Raw genomic sequence first — 17,459 nt, 5'->3', positions numbered from 1 at the left:
CCTCTCGGGAGCCGCACCCCCGCGCCCGCCTGTCCTGCGTCCGGGGGCAGCCGGGTGCTCAGGAGTTCCGGTCCCTGTCCGCCGGGCCTCGCCCGGCCCCCCGTACCGCGCATGGCCCGGAACGCACGGGTGAACGCCTCCCGCAGCCGCAGCCGCAGCCGCAGCCGCAGCCGTGGGCCGTAGCCGCGGCGCACCGCGGTCCCCGGGAGCGCTCGTCTCCCCGACGCGCGCCCCGGCTCCCGCGATGGTCAGCCGCCTGCGCCGGGTGTCCGCCACTCCGGCGCGAGACCGCACGAGCCGGGGTTCGGCGACGGGCTCAGGAGGGGGTCAGGACGAGCCTGGCCCGGTGGCCGCTGACCGACCTCACCCAGATGCTCAGGCTGTTGAGCCTGACGGTGCCGCCCGGACTGGCGCTGCCGCTCAGCCGCGTGTTGCCCGAGGTGGCCGACAACTTCACGGACCGGGAACTGACATGCGTGATCCGGAGCTTCCCGAACCCGAACCGGTGGCTGTTGACTTTGATGCTCTTGGGCGCCGACACGGTGACCGTGCAGCGCCCGTCATAGCAGGGCCCGTGGGCGGCGGCATGCGCCGTCGGCGCCATCAGGCCGAACCCCAGTGCGCCCGCCAGAATCGGCGTCACGGCAGCCGTCGCGGCCTTCCGTCGCATCGCGGTGCTCATCGATGGGACCTCCTGTCGCTGAGGAAGTTTTCCGAGCGGCCTTTCTAACCCGCCGGTCCCGGGACCCCTCCCGGACCGTTCGGCCATGGTCCCGACGGTCGAGGGGGATGCCGCCGGGAGCACTTCTCCGGCCGTGATCCGGGCCGCGACCGGCAGGCGGTCGCCGCCGGTGGCGGGCAGGGCGCGGGCCGTACCCGCCGGGTCGGTGCTCTCGGCGCTGAGGTCGTGCCGCACCGCGACGCGGGCCTTATGCGCCGGGCTTCGCGCCGGGCCGGATCCCGCACGGCGGGCCGCCGGGGGCACGGGTTCTCCTGCGCGCGGACCGAAGCCGTGGGCAACGTGCCAGGGGCGGCCGGGCTGCCCCGCGCCTCATGAGGCGCGCAGTGCCCGGCGCCACTGATCGGTGACGGTGCGGCTCAGCCGCGCGGTGTCAACGGAGTGCGGGTTGAGGAGCAACTGCATGCCGATGCCGCGCAGTTGGCCGACGATCGCGACGGCGACATCATCGGGCTCGGCGTCCGGGCGCACATCGCCGTCGGCGATTCCCGCGGCGACGTCGGAGCGCAGGTCGCGGCGGAACGCCTCGTCGCGCTCGCGGAAGATCGGGGCCAGTTCGGACGCGGTGGCCGCTTCGGACCACAGCAGCAGGAAGGCCCGGTGCATGAGCCCGATGTCCCCGAGTGCGTCGAGGTAACCGTTGATGAGTCGCAGCAGCCGGTCCAGCCCGGGTGGCAGGTCGTCGAGTCCGGGGACGAAGCCGGTTTGGGTGGCGCGGGCCAGTCGCTCGATCAGGGCCTGCTTGGACCCGAAGTGATGGGTGACGATTCCGCGGCTGTACCCCGCTCGTTCGCCGACTCGCGCCAGCGTCAGCGACCGTACACCGTGCTGAACGACCAGTTCGGCGGCGGCGTTGAGCAACGCGGCCTCGGCCCGGTCCCGGCGTTCCTGCTGTGTGCGGCGAGTGGTGACCATACGGCCATCCTACCAAGAAACTTGCGTGCTGACCGACAAGTATGTGAGGGTGGCGGCTGGACCAGGAACCCTTGGAGGCAATGAATGATCGAGATCGACGACCGCGAGCTGGACACGCTGCTCGCGGAGGACCCGGGAGGTCCCGTGGTGATGCTGAACCTGCTGCGCTTCCGTCCGGACGGGGGCCGCGAGAGCTACCAGCGCTACGCGGACGCCCTGGGGGCGGAGATCAACGTGCGGTACGGGCTGCGGGTGGAATACCTGGGCGACGGTGGGCGTGCGCTGGTCGCCGAGGACGGGCAGGCATGGGACATGGTGGCGCTGGTGCGCTACCCGGACCGGCGGGCGTTCGTGGACATGATCCGCGATCCCGACTACCGCGCGGCGGCTCACCTGCGCAGTGAGGCGCTCGTGGAAGCGGTTCTGCAGCCGACCTCACCGATCGGGGGGTGAGCGCGGTGCCGAAGGTCTTCGTGCACGGCAACCCCGAAACGGCGGCGGTGTGGGACCCGTTGCTCGCTGAACTCGAACGCGCCGGTGTGCCGCGTACCGAGCTGATCTGTCTCTCGCCACCCGGGTTCGGCGCACCCCTGCCGGCCGGGTTCGACGCGACCGTCGGCGCGTACCGGGACTGGCTGATCGGCGCGTTGGAGGACCTCGGGGAACCCGTCGACCTGGTCGGCCACGACTGGGGCGGCGGACACGTGGTGAACGTCGCCATCAGCCGGCCGGATCTGCTGCGCAGCTGGGCGAGCGACGTCATCGGGGCGTTCGACCCCGACTACGTCTGGCATGAGCTCGCCCAGCGCTGGCAGCTCCCCGGAGAGGGGGAAGCCGACGTCGCCGCCCGGTTCGGCGCACCCCTCGGGACACGTGTCGAGGCGCTCGTCGAGCGCGGCGTGAACAGGCCCGTGGCCGAGCGGATCGCCGCGGCGCAGGACGAGACGATGGGCCGCGCCGTGCTCGCGCTCTACCGCTCGGCCGCGCAGCCGGTGATGGCCGAGCTCGGCCGGGACCTGGAACGCGCCGCGCGGCGGCCCGGCCTGGTGTTCCTCGCCACCGAGGACCACATGGTCGGCACCGACGGGCAACGCCGGCGCGCGGCCCGGCGCGCGGGCGCCCGGGTCGAGACGCTGGACGGACTCGGCCACTGGTGGATGAACCAGGACCCCGCGCGTGGCGCCCGAGCCCTGACCGCGTTCTGGGCGGAGTGCTGACGGCGGAGTGCTGACGGCCCGGACAGGACGCGAGCGGCCTGGCCATGGCGGGCCGTGAAGGGCAGGGCAGCCCCGCTCCCGCCCCGGGCACACCGGCCGGGAAAGGGAAGTGGCCCTCACCGACGGGGGATGCGGTGAGGGCCAACCTCAGTGTGGCACGGCGCAAGCCCCGAAGTACACGATCCGGCCGACACACATCGCATATATCTACAACCGGAACCCCGGCAATCGGCAGGAGGCCGGTCCCGAAAGAGCAGCGCGGCGCGGGGCGCGCCGCGGGCCACGGCACCGGGACGCACCCACCACCCGGTTCCGGTTCGTCGACCGGCAGCGCGCTGACCAGGGGCAGCCGCCGCGTACCTCGCATACGCTGGGATTCCCCAGGGGGGCCTGTGGAGGTAGCCATGCGCCCCGTATGGTCCGGTGCCGTCAGCTTCGGCCTCGTCACCATTCCGATCAAGATGTATCCCGCGACCGAGGATCATTCGATCCGCTTCCGGCAGATCCACAACCGCGACGACGCGCTCATCCGCAACCGAAAGGTGTGCGAGATCGAGGACCGGGAAGTCGGCAACGACGAGATCGGCCGGGCGTACGAGGCCGCCAAAGATCTTCTCGTCCCCATCACCGACGAGGACCTCGAGCAACTGCCGCTGCCCACCGCCAAGGCCATCGACGTACAGGCGTTCGTTCCCGAGGAGCGGCTCGACGCCATCCGCTACGACAAGCCCTACTACCTCCAAGGAGACGGGGCCGTCGCCGCCAAGCCCTATGTACTGCTGCGCGAGGCGCTCAAACGGAGCGACAAGGTGGCCGTCGCCAAATTCGTGTGGCACGGCAAGGAGCGGCTCGGCGCGCTGAGGGTCGTCGGAGACGCGATCGTGCTCCAGATCATGCACTGGGACGACGAGATCCGCAGTGCGGAGGGGATCGCTCCGCAAGGGGTCGAGATCTCCGACGCCGAGGTCGACGAGGCCGTGGCGCTCATGGAGACCATGGGCGGCGCCGACCTCAACCAGTACAAGGACCAGTACCGCGAGGCGGTCGAGGCCGTCATCAGGGCCAAGGCCGAGGGCGTCGAACCGCCGCACCTGGAGGCGCCGGCCGAGCCCAAGGGCAAGGTGGTGGACCTCATGTCCGCCCTCCAGGACAGTGTGCGCGCGGCCAAGGAGCGTCGTGGCGAGACCGTCGCCGAGGAGGCGGAGGCCGGGACCGAGGCCGAGGTCCACCAGATGCGGCCGAAGAAGAAGGCCACCGCGAAGAAGACGGCGGAGAAGAAGCCCGCGAAGCCGTCCGCGAAGAAGCCCGCGGCGAAGAAAACGGCCAGGAAGCGGCCCGCGTCCTGAGCGCCGCACTCGGCCGGCGCCCCGCCTGGAGTCTTTCCTCGCCGAAGCCCTGCCCCGCTCGCGCCCCGTCCCGCCCGAGCGCTGCCCCGCTGAGCCCTGGTTCCGCCAAGGCACGTCCTCCGTCAGACCCGCACCCGTCCGCGGAAGGTCTCGCCGCGGACGGGTGCGGGGGACTCAACGCGCGAGGGAGACGGCGAACGGCTGGAATCCGCGGCGGCGCAGCACATGGGGGACGAGCAGGACGAGCGCTTCGGTGGCGCGGGCGGTGGTGATGTCGCCGAGGTCTTCGATCCACTCGGGCCGCCAGCCCAGGTCGCCGAGGAGACCCGCGGTGATGTTCTTGGCGTCCGCGTCGTCGCCGGAGAGGTAGGCGGTGGGCGGGGTGGACAGGGCCGCGGGGGCGGTCATGACCGGGAAGAGCATGGCGTTGAGCGTCTTGACGACCCGGGTGGCGGGCAGGGCCCGCTGGAGCTTCTCGGCGAGGCTGCTGCCGGGGTAGCAGAGGTCCGAGGGGAGCCCGTCGGGGGAGTGGCGGGTGGCGTTGGAGACGTCGATGAGGATCTTGCCCGCCAGTTCGGTGCCCAGGGCGGACAGGCGCTCCAGGGTCGTGTCGCCGGGGTCGCGTTGAGCACGATGTCGGTGGTGGCGACGGCGGTGCGCTGGTCGGCGCAGCGGAGTCCCCGGGCGGGGCCGGTCCCGGGAGCCGCGGGCTCCTCGGGTGGCTGCCGGTGGCCGAGGGTGACCTCGTGGCCGGCGGCGGCGAGTTCGCGGGCGAGACCGCTGCCGACGCGGCCGGTGCCGAGGATGCCGATGCTGGTCATGCTGGTGTACTCCTTGCGGGGTGCGGATGGTCAGGCGACGGGGGACAGGGCCGCGACGGCCGCGGCGTGGACACCGGGGGCGGCGGCCAGGAAGTCGGGGCTGGCCGGGCTCCACGGGTTGCCGCGGATGTCGGTGACGGTGCCGCCGGCCTCGGTGACCAGCAGGGCACCGGCCACCAGGCCCGAGCGGACGTCGGAGAACTGCCAGAAGGCGTCCGTGCGGCCGGCCGCGACGTGGATCAGCTGCAACGTGCCGGGTACGGAGACCCGGACGACGAGCCCGTGGATCAGCATCTGGGTGACGGACGCGCCGATCCGGTGGAACGTCCGCTCGCCTTCGCCCGGCCTGGCCTGGCCGGTGCCGGTCAGGGCCGCGCCCAGGTCGGTCTTGGCCGACACGCGCAGCGGCACACCGTTCAGGTGGGCGCCGCCTCCGGCCAGCGCGGTGTAGTCGTCGCCGGTCAGCGGAAGGTGGACGACGGTGAGGACCGGGCGGTTGTCGCGGACGAGGGTGGCGGTCACGGCCCAGTCCGGCATGCCGTGGACGTGGTTGATGTTGCCCTCGGCCGGATCGACGATCCACCACTCGCCCGGTGGCAACGCGCCGCCGGCGAGTTCGTCGTCGACCCAGTTCGCGCCGGGCCGGGCCGCCAGCAGCGGCTCCTTCAGAACATCGAGTACCGCGTCGTCGTTGGCGTGGATCTCCGTGACGATCTCGTCGAGGCCGACACCGCGGGCATGCGGGGTGCAGCGCTCGCGCAGCCGGTCGCCCGCGGCGTGGACGGCGGAGGTGACTCGACCCAGCAAGACTGTGTCGGAGTCGGTGGTGGTGACAGGGGACATGAGGGTGCTCCCACGGGGCTTGGCTGGACAAAGAGGTGCCATGGAAAGGCGGTTGAGGAGGGGCGTGGCGCGCGCTTCGCCGTCTGCCCCTCGACAGTAGGAAAGCCTTCAGCCGGGACCCGGGCGCGAGCGTTCGGCTGGACGCGGGCTAAAGCGCGCCTGGTTCCCGGCGTTCGGCGGGGCGGGCGAGGGGCGGTCAGCCGGTGGTCGCCCGCGACGCGTCGAGGGGGGAGCGGTGCTGATCCACGATCCGCTCGACGATGCGCATCAGTCGGTCGCCCGCCTGATCGATGCTTCCGTTCTGCGTGCTGACCTGCGCGCCTTCGAGTATGAAGGTGATCTCGGCCGCGGCCTGCTCGGGGTCGGGCAGCCCGGCCTCCGCGCACATGCCGACCAGCCTGCGGGTCTGGCGGGCCTTGTGCTTCTCGATCACCTGCCGGGCGGGATGGTCGCGGTCGGGCAGTTCGGCGAGGGAGTTGATGAACGGGCAGCCCCGGTGCGAGATCCCGGGCAGTCCCTCGGCGATGAAGCGGGCGATGGCCAGGATCTGCTCTCTGGGCCGGCCGGGGTATTCGGCCTCGACGCGGTCGAAGGCCGCCTGGTAGTCGGCGGCGACGATCCGCAGCCACTCCGCGACCAGCGCGTCCTTGGTTTCGAAGTGCCGGTAGATCGCCATCTTGGTGGTCTCGGCCTTCTCGGCGATCGCCTGGACGCCCACCCGCCGGATCCCCTCGCTCTGGAAGAGCTCTTCCGCCGCGTCGAGGATGCGCTCCCGAGGCGGCAGTTTCGCCACCCTGCTCGGCCTGCTGGCGGTCGTTGCCATGACTGCTCCGTGACGTCCGGTCGGTGTCGGGTGCCCTCGTCCCCTGCTACGGTACCAGTCCGTTCCACGCGATACCGCTGGGTATCATTCGGTACTCGTAGGTATCGTTCTTTCCGTTGGGAGTGACAGTGAGACTTGCCGAGTACGTGAGCTTCGACGCGGTCGGACTCGCCGAGCTGGTGGCCAAGGGCGAGGTGACGCCCGCCGAACTGGAAGCCGCCGCACGTGAGGCCGCGCGGGCGGTCAATCCGCGGATCAACGCCATCGTGGAGACATGGCCGGCCGACGACGAGCCCATCCCTGGCAGCACACCGCTGGCCGGGGTCCCCTTCCTGGTCAAGGATCTCGGGGTCACCATGGCCGGGAGGCGTACGGAGCTGGGCAGCCGGCTCGCGGCCGGCAACGTCGCCGGCGCCGACTCCTTCCTGATGCGGCGCTTCCGGCGCGCCGGCCTCGTGACGTTCGGGCGTACCGCGACACCGGAGATGGCCTACAGCATCACCACGGAACCCGTGCTGTACGGCGCGACCCGCAACCCGTGGGACCTGGAGCGCAGCGCGGGCGGATCCAGCGGGGGCGCGGGCGCGGCCGTCGCCGCCGGGGTGGTCCCGGTCGCACACGCCACCGACGCCGCCGGCTCCATCCGCATCCCCGCCGCCTACAACGGGCTCTTCGGGCTGAAGCCCACCCGTGGCCGGGTCTCCGTGGGGCCCGGCGTCGACGAGATATTCAACGGCCTGGCCGTGCAGGGCGGCGTCAGCCGCACCGTGCGGGACAGCGCGGCGCTGCTCGACCAGATCCGGGGCCCGGAACCGGGTGACCCCTACTTCGCCCAGCAGCCGTCCCGGCCGTACGCGGAGGAAGTCACCCGCCACCCGGGCTCCCTGCGGATCGGTGTCCTCGCCCAGGCATGGGGCGGGCGCCGCACGGCCGCACCAGTGGCCGACGCGCTCTCCCGCACCGTGCGGCTGCTGGAATCCCTCGGCCACCGGGTGGAGGAGGTCGAGGTCGGCCTCGGAGCCGACTGGGAAGAGTTCCTCCTGGCCAATGCCCGGCTGTGGACGGCGAATCTCACCGCCTCGATCGACGAGCTGGCCGCCGCCTTCGACCGGCCCATCGACTCCTCGACCCTCGAACCGGTGACCCTCGCCAGCTACCACTACGGGCAGCGGGTCGGCGGCGCCCAGTTCGTCACCGCGCTCGCGATCCGGAACCGGGTCGCCCGAAGCCTGGCGGGCTACTTCGAGACGCATGACATGCTGCTCACCCCGACCCTGCCGGAACTCCCCGTGCCGTTGGGCACCTACGCCGAGGGGGCGGAGACGCTGGACGGCCTCGACTGGCTCCGGCGCATCTTCGACCGCTCGCCGTTCACCGCGGCGTTCAACGTGGCGGGCACGCCCGCCATGTCCGTGCCGTTGACGGCCGACGACGCGACGGGGCTCCCGATCGGTGTGCAGTTCGCCGCCGGTTACGGCCACGAGGGCCTTCTCTTCCGCCTCGCCGGACAGCTCGAACAGGCAAGCCCGTGGTCGGGCCGGACCCCCACGGTGTGGGCAGGGAACGCGGGGAACCACCCGAGCCCATGAGGCAGCGCTTCCGGGAAGCCGGGAGCGCACGGGACAGGACCATGCCCTGAGCGGGTGGGCGAGACGCCTCGCGCACGTCGTCCCGGGCGGTCCCGGCACTCCCGGCGCCCCGGGCCCGCACCGCCGCCGCGGCGCTTCGCCCCGTGGCGCTCCGCCCCGCCAGGCATCGGCCCTGCGGGGCGGAGCGGCAAGCCCCGAAGCGCCCATCAGCGCCCGAAGGCAGGGCCCCGCGCACCACGCGTGCGCGCGGCCCGGCGCCCCGCCGGGGCTCGACGGCCCGCCACGGCTCGACGGCCGCCTTGGTTCGTCAACGCACCGGGGCGGTGCCGCCCTCGCGCGGTGGCGGGGAGCCCCGGCGGGCCTGCCTCGCGTTACCCGCGAACACGGCGCAACCGGCGCGTGCGGCGGCCATCAGACGGCATTGGTCAGCTCGTCGATCTCGTCGGCGCTCAGCCGCAGCCCGGCCGCGGCCATGTTGTCCTCCAGGTGGGCCACCTTGGACGTACCGGGAATCGGCAGCATGACCTCGGAGCGGGCCAGGAGCCACGCCAGGGAGACCTGGGAGGGGGTGGCGCCGTGCGCCGAGGCGATGCGGTCGACCGGTCCGCCGGGCCGGGCCAGCTCGCCGGCGGCCACCGGTGCCCAGGGGATGAAGCCGATGCCCTGGCGGGCGCAGTGGTCGAGAACGTCGGCGGAGGTGCGGTCGGTGAGGTTGTAGCGGTTCTGGACGGTCGCGATGTCGGCGATCCGCCGTGCCTGTTCGATCTGGTCGACGGTGACCTGGGACAGGCCGATCGCGACGATCTTGCCTTCGTCCTGGAGCTTCCGCAACTCACCGACCTGGTCCTCCAGCGGGACCTTCGGGTCGACGCGGTGCAGCTGGAACAGGTCGATGTGGTCCAGGCCGAGGCGCCGCAGGCTCATCTCGGCCTGCTGCCGCAGGTACTCGGGACGTCCGACCGGCGGCCACGCCTTGGGGCCCAGGCGTACCAGTCCCCGGTCGGTCCTGATCACGTCGGGCCCGTTGCGGGTGAGCCCGGCCTTGGTCGCGATGAGGACATCGTCCGGGTAGGGGTGGATGGCCTCCCGGATGATCTCCTCGCTGACGTACGGCCCGTAGGAGTCCGCGGTGTCGATCAGCTGGACGCCGAGCTCGACGGCGCGGCGGACCACGCGGACGCACTCCTCGCGGTCGTCGGGTTCGCCCCACACCCCGAGTCCGGTGAGCCGCATGGCGCCGAACCCCAGACGGGCCACCTTCTTGCCGGCGATCTCGAAACTGTCGGGGGCGTGGACGGCGGATTCGGTCATGACCGGATGGTTCCTTCCTCGGCGGAGGTGTTCTGTTCGGTGGAAGCGGCGCTCTGCTCGGCCAGCCGGCGCAGCAGGACCAGGCCGTCGCCGCTGGCGCTGCCGGGCTCGGCGCTGTAGACGGACAGGTGCTGGCCCGGGGCGCTGGTGACCGCCAGCGCCTCGAAGTGCAGATGGAGCTCTCCCACCCGCGGGTGCCGGAAGTGCTTGTCCTCCTGCGTCCGCGGGCGGACCTCGTAACGGGCCCACAGGGTCGCGAACGCGGGACTGCGCACGCTCAGCTCGCCGACGACACGCTCGATGCGCCCGTCGCCCGGGAACTGCGACGAGGACGCCCGCAGATTGCCCACGGCGGTCCGCGCCGCCCTGTCCCAGTCGGCGTAGAACTCCCGGGCGAAAGGGTCCAGGAAGATCATCCGTAGCAGGTTGTCGTACCGGGCGAAACCGCGGTACAGCTCCCGCGCCAGCGCGTTGGCGGCGAGCACGTCCTGTGCCGAGCCGACCACGAAGGCGGGCACGTCGAGCATGCCGTCCATCAGCCGCAGCAGCTCCGGGGCGACGGCCGTCGTCGGGGGCACGGACGGCCCGCGGGCCGGCAGACCGATCCGGAACAGATGGGCGGCCGCGGCGTCGTCGAGCCTCAGCGCCCGGGCGATCGCCTGGAGCACCTGGTCCGAGGGGTGCCGTTCACGGCCCTGTTCCAGCCGGATGTAGTAGTCCGTACTCACCCCGGCGAGCAGCGCCACCTCGTCCCGGCGCAGACCGGGGACCCGGCGGGAACCGTCGTCGGGGAAACCGACATCCTGTGGCGCGGTCATCGCGCGTCGGGCGCGCAGATAGTCACCGAGCTTGTTCTCGCTTTCCACGACAGCCAGGCTAATCAGCACACCGCCACCCGCGGGTGGGTGCGACGCACCCACCCGCGGGGCCTGACCGGCCGGTGTGCCGAGCTCGGGAGCTGATCACACGGCTCGGCCGGCGGTCGGCCCACGGCAGCCCGCCCACACCGGCCGCGTGCCCGCCGGGTGGGGGCGGCGCACCCTCCCACCTCCGGCGGAGGGTCTCCTACCGTCGGGACACGACCTGCGACACCGCCGACAGGACCTGGTGGCCCCGGTAAACGCCCCGGTCCGTGATGCGAAAGAACCACGAGCGATGAGGAAGGACCCCGATGCCTGAGACGTTCGCCAGTGCCGTCATCCCGGCCGATGCCGGCACCGTGTGGCGCACCCTGCGAGATTTCGGCGGCCTGGCCGCCTGGCAGCCTGCCGTGCTGCGCGGCGCGCTGCGCCGGGAAGACGCGCCTGACCGTGTCGGCGGTGTCCGCACCCTGTTCATGGCCGGCGGCGGCACCGTGGTGGAAACCCTCGTCGCGCTCGACGACGGCGAGAGGTCCCTGACGTACGACATCGTCAGCTCCCCCTACCCGGTGCGCTCCTACCGGGCCACCATGCGGGTGCTGCCGGTCACCGCCACCGGTGAGGCGTTCGTCGGCTGGTCGGCGACCTTCGACTGCGACCCCTCGGACGCGGACGGGTTGATCGGGTCCTTCCGGGACACCGTCTTCGCCGGAGGGCTGCGCGCGCTGGCCGAGTACTGCGCCCCGGGGCTGTCCGGCGGCTCCCGCGTGGAGAACACCGCAACCCCCTGACACCGGACCGGGACCCTCGTGACAGCGGACCTGCTGACACCGGACCGGGCCGTCCGGCCCCGGTGGCGGGCGAGTCCGGCGCCCCGCGGCGCCTCCCGGCCGGTCCGCGGACCCCGGTCCGCGCCCGGAACGGCCGAGCCCGCACCGGGGTGGCGGGGCGCAGCCGTTCCTCGCGCGGGGAGACGTCCCGGGGAGCCGGGCGGGTGCGGTCAGACGCCCGCGGCGGTGGGCACGGCGGAGGCGTCGGCGGGCCGGCGGTCCCGGGGCACCTTGAGGACGGCGAGCATCACGGCGCACACCACGAGACAGACGATGGGGAAGTACAGGCCGACGGTGACGTCGTCGGCGGTGGAGTTCTTGCCGATGATGTAGGGGCTGAAGAAACCACCCAGCGCGGCGATGGAGTTGATGCCGGCCAGACCCACCGCGGTCTGTTCGCGCGGCAGCACCCGCGCCGCCAGGGCCCAGTACGGGGCCATGTAGCCGAGCACACCGACCGCCACCAGCGACAGGCAGACCAGCGCGGGCGCCGGCTCGTGCCGGAAGACGATCGTGCCGGCCAGGCCGAGCGCGCCCAGCAGCATCAGCCCGACGACGTGGAAGCGGCGCTCGCCGGTCCGGTCGGAGCTGCGCGCCACCAGCAGCATGCCGACCGCGCCCACCAGGTACGGGACGGTGCCGAGCAGACCGATGTTGGTCGCCGAGTAGCTCGGGTCGAGCTGCTGGACGATCTTCGGGAGGAAGAACGAGAAGCCGTACAGACCGCACGCGGCGAAGAAGTTGGCCACCGCGAGGTAGAGCACCTTGCGGTTCCCCATCGCGCGCAACTGGTCGCGGACCGTCTCCTTGTGGGTGGCTCCCGCCGCGTACTCCTTGTCGATTTCCGACTGGAGCCAGCCGCGCTCGGCGGGCGTCAGGAAACGGGCGTCGGCCGGCCGGTCGGGCAGCCAGAGGAGGGTGACCAGGCCGATCAGCACCGCGGGCGCGCCCTGCAGGATGAACACCCAGCGCCAGCCGCTCATGCCGAACCAGTCGACGTGGTCCAGGATCCAGCCGCCGGTCATGGAGCCCAGGATCATCGCGACCGGCTGCGCCAGCGCCAGCAGCGCGATGGCCCGGCCCCGCTCCCGGCCCCGGTACCAGAACGTCAGGTACAGCAGCAGACCGGGGAAGAGACCGGCCTCCGCCACCCCCAGCGCGACGCGTGCGATGTACAGGTGGGTGACGGAGGAGACGAAACCGGTGACCGCGGTCACCAGGCCCCAGCTGATGGCGATCCGGGCCAGCCACAGCCGGGCCCCGACCTTCTTCAGCATCATGTTGCTGGGGATCTCCAGGGCCACGTAGGCCAGGAAGAAGATGGCGGCGACGGAACCGAACGTGGCCGTCGAGATGCCCAGGTCGTGTTCCATGCCCAGCTGGGCGTAGCTGATATTGGACCGGTCCATGTAGTTGAACACGTACAGCAGGCCCACGATGGGGAAGATCCGGTACGAAACCTTCCTGGTGATTCCACTGCCCAGGGCGGGGTCCTCGGCGTTGAGGTGCGCTCCCATGACGGCTCCTGAGGGAATGAGGGGGATGTCACGGCCGGCTCCGCGGCGCTCGCGCGCCGCCCGGCGGCCGGGCGGGGAGAGGGGTCAGCGCCCGCGGGCCGCGCCGCGGCCGGCGATGCGCCCCATGGTGAGGGCGTTGGCAACGGCGTTGCCGCCCCCGACGTACCGCATGCCGAGCACCCCGCCGCCGGCCTCCCCGGCGGCGAACAGACCGGGCACGGCGGTACCGGTGTGGTCCAGGACGGCGGCGTCCTGGTCGATCTCCAGACCGGTGTGCGTGCACACCAGCTCGGCGGGCAGGATCCGGGCCGCGTAGAACGGCCCGGCCGCGATCGGGTCCGGGGCCTGCGGGGAGCCCTTCGCGGCGAGGGACTCCTCGCGCAGGAACTCCGGGTCCCTGCCGGTCGCGGCGAGCCGCGCGTTCCACCGCGCGAGGGTCGCGGTCAGCGCGTCCGCCGGTACGCCCATGGCGGCGGCCAGCTCGGCCGGCGAAGCGGCGCTCAGCAGCCGGCCGGCGCGCGCCTCCTCGGCGATCCGGTCAGGTGTCCAGTCCGCGTAGCCGGGCGGCAGCCCCAGCCGGGCCTTCTCGTCGAACACCGCCCACACGGGCCCGTCCTGGGCCAGGATGATGCCGCTGGAGACGGCGTACGAGGCGTCCTCGTCCATGAAGCGGCGCCCGGCGCCGTTCACGTACACCCGGGACTTCGGCGGGAACCCGGCCTGCCAGTGGTGGTACCGCTGGAAGTACGCGGTCGGCAGCATCAGCCCCCAGCCGTGCCCGGTGAGCGCGCTGCCGGTCTGCTCGGCGAACGCGATGTGGTCGCCGCGGCTGCCCGGTGCCGCCACCACGAACAGCGCCTCGCCCGCCGCGCGGGCGGCCGGGTAGTGGCGGTCGAGCAGTCCGGGATCGCGGGCGAGGCCGCCGCTGGCGACGACCACCGCGCCGGCCCGGACCTCGATCCCGTCGGCCACCACACCGGTGACCCGGCCCTCCTCGTACAGCAGCCGCTCCACCCGGGTGCCCAGCACGACCTCCACGCCGCGTTCGCGCCGCGCCCGGTCCAGCACCTGCACCAGGCCGTAGCCCTGGTCGCGCGGGACGTGGCCGCGCCACACGTCCTCCACCCCGGCCCGGCACAGGCCCGGGGTGTGGGCGTCGGGCGAAACGGCGGCCGGGACGTCCAGGCCCAGGCCCAGCAGCCACTCCAGGGTGGGGCCGGCGGCGGCGCAGAACGCCCGGATCAGCCCCGGTTTGAGCTGCCACTGGTTGAGGTCCATGTAGTGCTGGAAGTGCCGCTCGGCGGTGTCCTCGATGCCCAGGCCGCGCTGCACGCTGGTGCCGGCCGCGGTGAACATGCCCGCGGACAGCTGCGTGGAGCCGCCCAGTTCCCGTTCGGACTCGAACAGCGCCACTTGCGCGCCCTGTTCGGCCGCGCTGACCGCGGCGGCCAGACCGGCTCCGCCGCCACCCACCACGATCACGTCGAGCGCGTCGAAGTCGGTCATCACAGTGCTCCTTGGGCGTCGTCGAGGATCCGGTGGTAGAGCCCGTTGGAGACCAGGCCGCCGTCGAGGGTGACCTCGCTGCCGGTCATGTAGGAGCTGCGGTCGGAGAGCAGGAACAGCACCGCGTCGGTGACCTCGCCCACCTCGCCCAGCCGCCCGGCCGGGATGCTGCGCCGGGCGGCTTCCACGAACGCGTCCGACCCGGCGAGCAGCCCGGTGCCGACCAGCCCGGGGTGCAGCGAGTTGACCCGGATGTTCCAGGCCGCCAGCTCACCGGCCGCGGACTTCGACAGCCCGGTCAGGCCCCACTTGCTCGCCGCGTACGACGGCGAGAAGTAGCCGATCCGCCCGGAGATCGAGGAGATGTTGACAATGGCCCCGCCGCCGCTGTCCCGCATCAGGGGCGCGACGGCCCGGATGCCGTGGAACGGGCCGGACAGGTTGACCCGCAGCACCCGCTCCCACACCTCCTCGGTGGTGTCCATGAACCGCAGGCGGCGCGAGACGCCGGCGTTGTTGACCAGTCCGTCCAGCCGGCCGTCCGCGGTCCGCACGGCGGCCACGACCGCGCGCCAGCCGGCCGGGTCGGTGACGTCCAGGGTGTGTCCGGTGGCCCGGCCGCCCGCCTCGGTGATCTCCCGCACCACGGGGGCGCAGTCGGCGATGTCGGCCAGGTGGACGTGGCTGCCGCGGCGGGCGAGCGCGCGGGCGTGCTCGGCGCCCATCCCGGCCGCCGCCCCGGTGACGAGGACGACCGACGGGTAGCGCACCGCCTCCAGGTGGCCGTCCGCGGCGCGGTGCGTGGGGCGGCCCGGCTCAGACATGGCGCGACCCGCCGTCGACGGCGATGCTGTGCCCGGTCACGTAGCGGGCGCTGTCGGAGAGCAGGAACAGCAGCACGCCCAGCACCTCCTGCGGGGAGCCCAGCCGGTGCAGCGGCACGCTGTCCAGCGCGTGCCGCAGCGCGGCCGGGTCCTCGCGCACCCACCGGGTCATCTCGGTGTCGATGTAGCCGGGCGCGATCGCGTTGACCCGCAGGCCCTGGTCGCCGAGTTCCACCGCCAGTGACTCGGTCAGGTGCGCCACCGACGCCTTGGAGGCGCAGTACGCGCCGCGGCCCTTGCGCACCCGGACCGCGGAGACCGACGACATGTTGACGATCGAGCCGCCGGGCCGCATGTGCCGGGCGGCGGCCTGGGAGCCGAACAGCACGCCCTGCACATTGACCTTCAGGACCGCGTCGATCTGCTCGGGCGAGATGTCCTGGACGAAGGCGTGCGGGAAGACACCGGCGTTGTTGACCCAGTGGTCCAGGCGGCCGAACGCGCTGTGCGCCAGCCGGGCCAGCTCCTCGTGGCCGGCCGGGTCCACCACGTCCACGGCGGCCGGTACGACCCGGCCGCGCGGACCGCCCTCGGGCAGCGCGTCCCGCTGGGCGTTGATCGCCTCGGCGGTTTCCTTCATCGCGTCGAGGTCGATGTCGGCGGCGATGACGTTCACCCCGCGCAGGGCCAGGCCCTCGCTGAACACGGCGCCCATGCCGCGGGCGGCCCCGGTGACGACGGCGGTGGTGCCGGCCAGTTCCGGGTGGACGGCGGCGGGCCGCCGGTGGTCCACCCGGCCGGCTTCTTCGGCGTCGGCTGCCTGCGGGGTTGCGGTGGTGCTCATCGGTTCCCTTCCTTGGTCATCGGCGTTCCGCGGCGGCCGTCGGGGCGCGCGGGTACCGGGGTGCGGCGCGAACACCGGGGAGGCCCGTCGCCGTGCGGGCGCGGGAGGTCGCCGCCGGGGCGGCGGGGGACGGGTGGGCGCTGGGCCGGGTCAGGCCACGTCGTCGCCGGGGGCGTCGTCGCGGCGTACGGTACGGGCGGCGATCCGCCACCCGTCGTGGACGCGCACGACCTGGTCGGTGAGGGTGGTGAACCGCTCGGTGCGCGGTGTCCCGCCCCGGGGGGTCGCGACGATCTGCAGATACGACTCCACCCGCAGGGTTCCGGCCCCGTCGTCGCCGGTCACGGCGATGTTGCCGATCACATGCCGGCGCACCACGCCCTCGGCGGCGCAGTCGGCGGCGAACCGCTCGGCGAACGCGGTCAGGGCGGCGGTACCGGTCACCGGTGCCGGGTAGCTCGGCGAGTCGAAGGTGGCCCCGGCGGTGAAGGTGGCGGCCCATTCCGCGGCGCGGCCACCGTCGATCAGGTGGCTCTGGAGGTGGTAGAGCTGCTGGATTTCGGCCAGCCGGGCGCTGGCGGGAAACGCTGGCGCGCTGGGGTTCATGCGGGCGTCCCTTCGGCATGTGGTCCCGCACCGGCGGCCGTCCCGAGCGGCCGGAGCGGGAGTTTGCTCCACACGGAGGCGATGTGCGATAATCGCACGCACTGTGCGAATAATGGGAGCATAGGCAGCCTGGCCGAAACCCGTCAAGGGATGGACACGTGAACCCACCACCGCGGACCTCATCGGTCCCCGAGATCGACAACGGCATGTCCAAGACGCTCCACCACGGGCTGCTGATCCTCAGAGCACTCTCGGAGCACCCGCGGGGCCTGACCGTCAGCGAACTGGCGGGCGCCGTCGGGGTGCACCGCACCGTCGCGCACCGCCTGGTGCGGACGCTGGAGGCGCACCAGCTCACCCGCCGCGACCATCAGCGCCGGATCGTCCTGGGCACCGGCCTGGTCAGCCTCGCCGAACCCGTTCAGCAGGACCTGCGCGCACTGGCCCGCCCGATCCTGGACGAACTGGCCGAGACCACCCGCGCCACCGCCCACCTGTTGGTCCGCGAGGGCACCGACGAAATGCGCGCCCTCATGGTGGTGGAGCCGCGCGGCGCCCTGGTCCACGTGTCCTTCCGGCCCGGTCAGACCCACTCCATCGAGCAGGGCTCCGGCGGCCTCGCCCTGCTCGCCGACGGCCCGCCCCGCGCGGGGGAGCGCCCCGAGGTCACCGAGGCCCGCGCCAAGGGCTACGCCGTCACCACGGGCGAGGTCATCCCCGCCGTGACCGGCGTCTCCGCCGCCGTCCCGGCGCGCGGCGGCGAGGCGACCACCAGCATCGGCATCTCGGTCTTCGAGCACACCGCCCTCGACGAACTCGGCGCCATCGTCGTGCGCGCCGCGACGCGCCTGGGCGAACTGCTCGACCA

18 protein-coding genes and 1 pseudogene are annotated in these 17,459 nt (G+C 72.9%); 6 read left to right on the top strand and 13 right to left on the bottom strand.

The genetic code is table 11. From position 1 onward, the window contains the following. From AXW62_RS45125 to AXW62_RS18975, 3 genes are all read right to left on the bottom strand, one after another. On the bottom strand, nt 1-194 hold a 194-nt coding region (locus AXW62_RS45125; protein ID WP_214516862.1), incomplete at its 3' end, for a hypothetical protein. 122 nt (nt 195-316) lie between these two features. Further along, the gene (locus AXW62_RS18980; protein ID WP_060945571.1) at nt 317-682 is read right to left on the bottom strand and encodes a hypothetical protein; all 366 of its coding nucleotides are present in this window, start codon (nt 680-682) and stop codon (nt 317-319) included. Nucleotides 683-1,051: 369 nt separating this feature from the next. Continuing rightward, on the bottom strand, nt 1,052-1,654 hold the full coding sequence (locus AXW62_RS18975) for a TetR/AcrR family transcriptional regulator (RefSeq protein WP_060945570.1): 603 nt from the start codon (nt 1,652-1,654) through the stop codon (nt 1,052-1,054). An 84-nt stretch (nt 1,655-1,738) separates the two neighbouring features. Here AXW62_RS18975 and AXW62_RS18970 point away from each other — a divergent pair, with 84 nt between their 5' ends. The 3 genes from AXW62_RS18970 to ku all read left to right on the top strand — a co-directional run bounded on the left by AXW62_RS18970 (nt 1,739) and on the right by ku (nt 4,217). Continuing rightward, nucleotides 1,739-2,107 carry a DUF1330 domain-containing protein gene (locus AXW62_RS18970; RefSeq protein ID WP_060945569.1) on the top strand — a complete coding sequence of 123 codons (369 nt, stop codon included), beginning with the start codon at nt 1,739-1,741 and terminating at the stop codon, nt 2,105-2,107. Further along, nucleotides 2,104-2,871 carry an alpha/beta fold hydrolase gene (locus tag AXW62_RS18965; protein ID WP_244502755.1) on the top strand — a complete coding sequence of 256 codons (768 nt, stop codon included), beginning with the start codon at nt 2,104-2,106 and terminating at the stop codon, nt 2,869-2,871. Before AXW62_RS18970 ends, AXW62_RS18965 begins: the two co-directional genes overlap by 4 nt. A 404-nt stretch (nt 2,872-3,275) precedes the next feature. After that, complete coding sequence (ku, locus tag AXW62_RS18960) at nt 3,276-4,217, top strand: non-homologous end joining protein Ku (RefSeq protein WP_060945568.1); 942 nt, start codon at nt 3,276-3,278, stop codon at nt 4,215-4,217. Nucleotides 4,218-4,391: 174 nt separating this feature from the next. Here the strand turns inward: ku and AXW62_RS18955 are convergent. The 3 genes and pseudogenes from AXW62_RS18955 to AXW62_RS18945 all read right to left on the bottom strand — a co-directional run bounded on the left by AXW62_RS18955 (nt 4,392) and on the right by AXW62_RS18945 (nt 6,704). Continuing rightward, nucleotides 4,392-5,038, bottom strand: a pseudogene (locus AXW62_RS18955) (NADPH-dependent F420 reductase). Between the two features lie 30 nt (nt 5,039-5,068). Continuing rightward, the gene (locus AXW62_RS18950; RefSeq protein WP_060945567.1) at nt 5,069-5,881 is read right to left on the bottom strand and encodes an inositol monophosphatase family protein; all 813 of its coding nucleotides are present in this window, start codon (nt 5,879-5,881) and stop codon (nt 5,069-5,071) included. A gap of 196 nt (nt 5,882-6,077) precedes the next feature. Then, nucleotides 6,078-6,704: a TetR/AcrR family transcriptional regulator gene (locus AXW62_RS18945; protein ID WP_060945566.1), complete on the bottom strand. Its 627-nt coding sequence runs from the start codon at nt 6,702-6,704 to the stop codon at nt 6,078-6,080. A gap of 128 nt (nt 6,705-6,832) precedes the next feature. On the opposite strand from AXW62_RS18945, the gene AXW62_RS18940 reads away from it, so the two are divergent. After that, on the top strand, nt 6,833-8,293 hold the full coding sequence (locus AXW62_RS18940) for an amidase (RefSeq protein WP_060945565.1): 1,461 nt from the start codon (nt 6,833-6,835) through the stop codon (nt 8,291-8,293). 411 nt (nt 8,294-8,704) lie between these two features. Here AXW62_RS18940 and AXW62_RS18935 read toward each other — a convergent pair whose 3' ends face one another. Then, entirely contained in the window at nt 8,705-9,604 is a 900-nt protein-coding gene (locus tag AXW62_RS18935; protein ID WP_060945564.1) for an aldo/keto reductase, read from the bottom strand. After that, entirely contained in the window at nt 9,601-10,470 is an 870-nt protein-coding gene (locus AXW62_RS18930; protein ID WP_060945563.1) for a helix-turn-helix domain-containing protein, read from the bottom strand. Before AXW62_RS18930 ends, AXW62_RS18935 begins: the two co-directional genes overlap by 4 nt. Nucleotides 10,471-10,775: 305 nt before the next feature. Between AXW62_RS18930 and AXW62_RS18925 the strand changes: the two genes are divergently transcribed. Beyond that, on the top strand, nt 10,776-11,255 hold the full coding sequence (locus AXW62_RS18925) for an SRPBCC family protein (protein WP_060945562.1): 480 nt from the start codon (nt 10,776-10,778) through the stop codon (nt 11,253-11,255). Between the two features lie 209 nt (nt 11,256-11,464). Here the strand turns inward: AXW62_RS18925 and AXW62_RS18920 are convergent, their stop codons facing one another. The 5 genes from AXW62_RS18920 to AXW62_RS18900 all read right to left on the bottom strand — a co-directional run bounded on the left by AXW62_RS18920 (nt 11,465) and on the right by AXW62_RS18900 (nt 16,591). Then, nucleotides 11,465-12,811, bottom strand: coding sequence for an MFS transporter (locus tag AXW62_RS18920; protein WP_060945561.1), 1,347 nt, complete (start codon nt 12,809-12,811; stop codon nt 11,465-11,467). Between the two features lie 84 nt (nt 12,812-12,895). Continuing rightward, entirely contained in the window at nt 12,896-14,317 is a 1,422-nt protein-coding gene (locus AXW62_RS45120; RefSeq protein ID WP_060945560.1) for an FAD-dependent oxidoreductase, read from the bottom strand. Beyond that, nucleotides 14,317-15,087 carry an SDR family NAD(P)-dependent oxidoreductase gene (locus AXW62_RS18910; protein ID WP_211282364.1) on the bottom strand — a complete coding sequence of 257 codons (771 nt, stop codon included), beginning with the start codon at nt 15,085-15,087 and terminating at the stop codon, nt 14,317-14,319. The genes AXW62_RS45120 and AXW62_RS18910 overlap by 1 nt, the downstream gene beginning before the upstream one ends. 46 nt (nt 15,088-15,133) lie before the next feature. Continuing rightward, on the bottom strand, nt 15,134-15,985 hold the full coding sequence (locus tag AXW62_RS18905; RefSeq protein WP_060945558.1) for an SDR family NAD(P)-dependent oxidoreductase: 852 nt from the start codon (nt 15,983-15,985) through the stop codon (nt 15,134-15,136). A gap of 150 nt (nt 15,986-16,135) precedes the next feature. Continuing rightward, nucleotides 16,136-16,591 carry a nuclear transport factor 2 family protein gene (locus AXW62_RS18900; RefSeq protein ID WP_060945557.1) on the bottom strand — a complete coding sequence of 152 codons (456 nt, stop codon included), beginning with the start codon at nt 16,589-16,591 and terminating at the stop codon, nt 16,136-16,138. A gap of 158 nt (nt 16,592-16,749) precedes the next feature. Here AXW62_RS18900 and AXW62_RS18895 point away from each other — a divergent pair. Next, the coding region (locus AXW62_RS18895; RefSeq protein ID WP_252368650.1) for an IclR family transcriptional regulator at nt 16,750-17,459 on the top strand (710 nt) is incomplete at its 3' end.

The organism is Streptomyces hygroscopicus subsp. hygroscopicus, from assembly GCF_001553455.1.
Lineage (GTDB): Bacteria > Actinomycetota > Actinomycetes > Streptomycetales > Streptomycetaceae > Streptomyces > Streptomyces hygroscopicus.
This window is presented reverse-complemented; position numbering and strand designations above follow the sequence as displayed.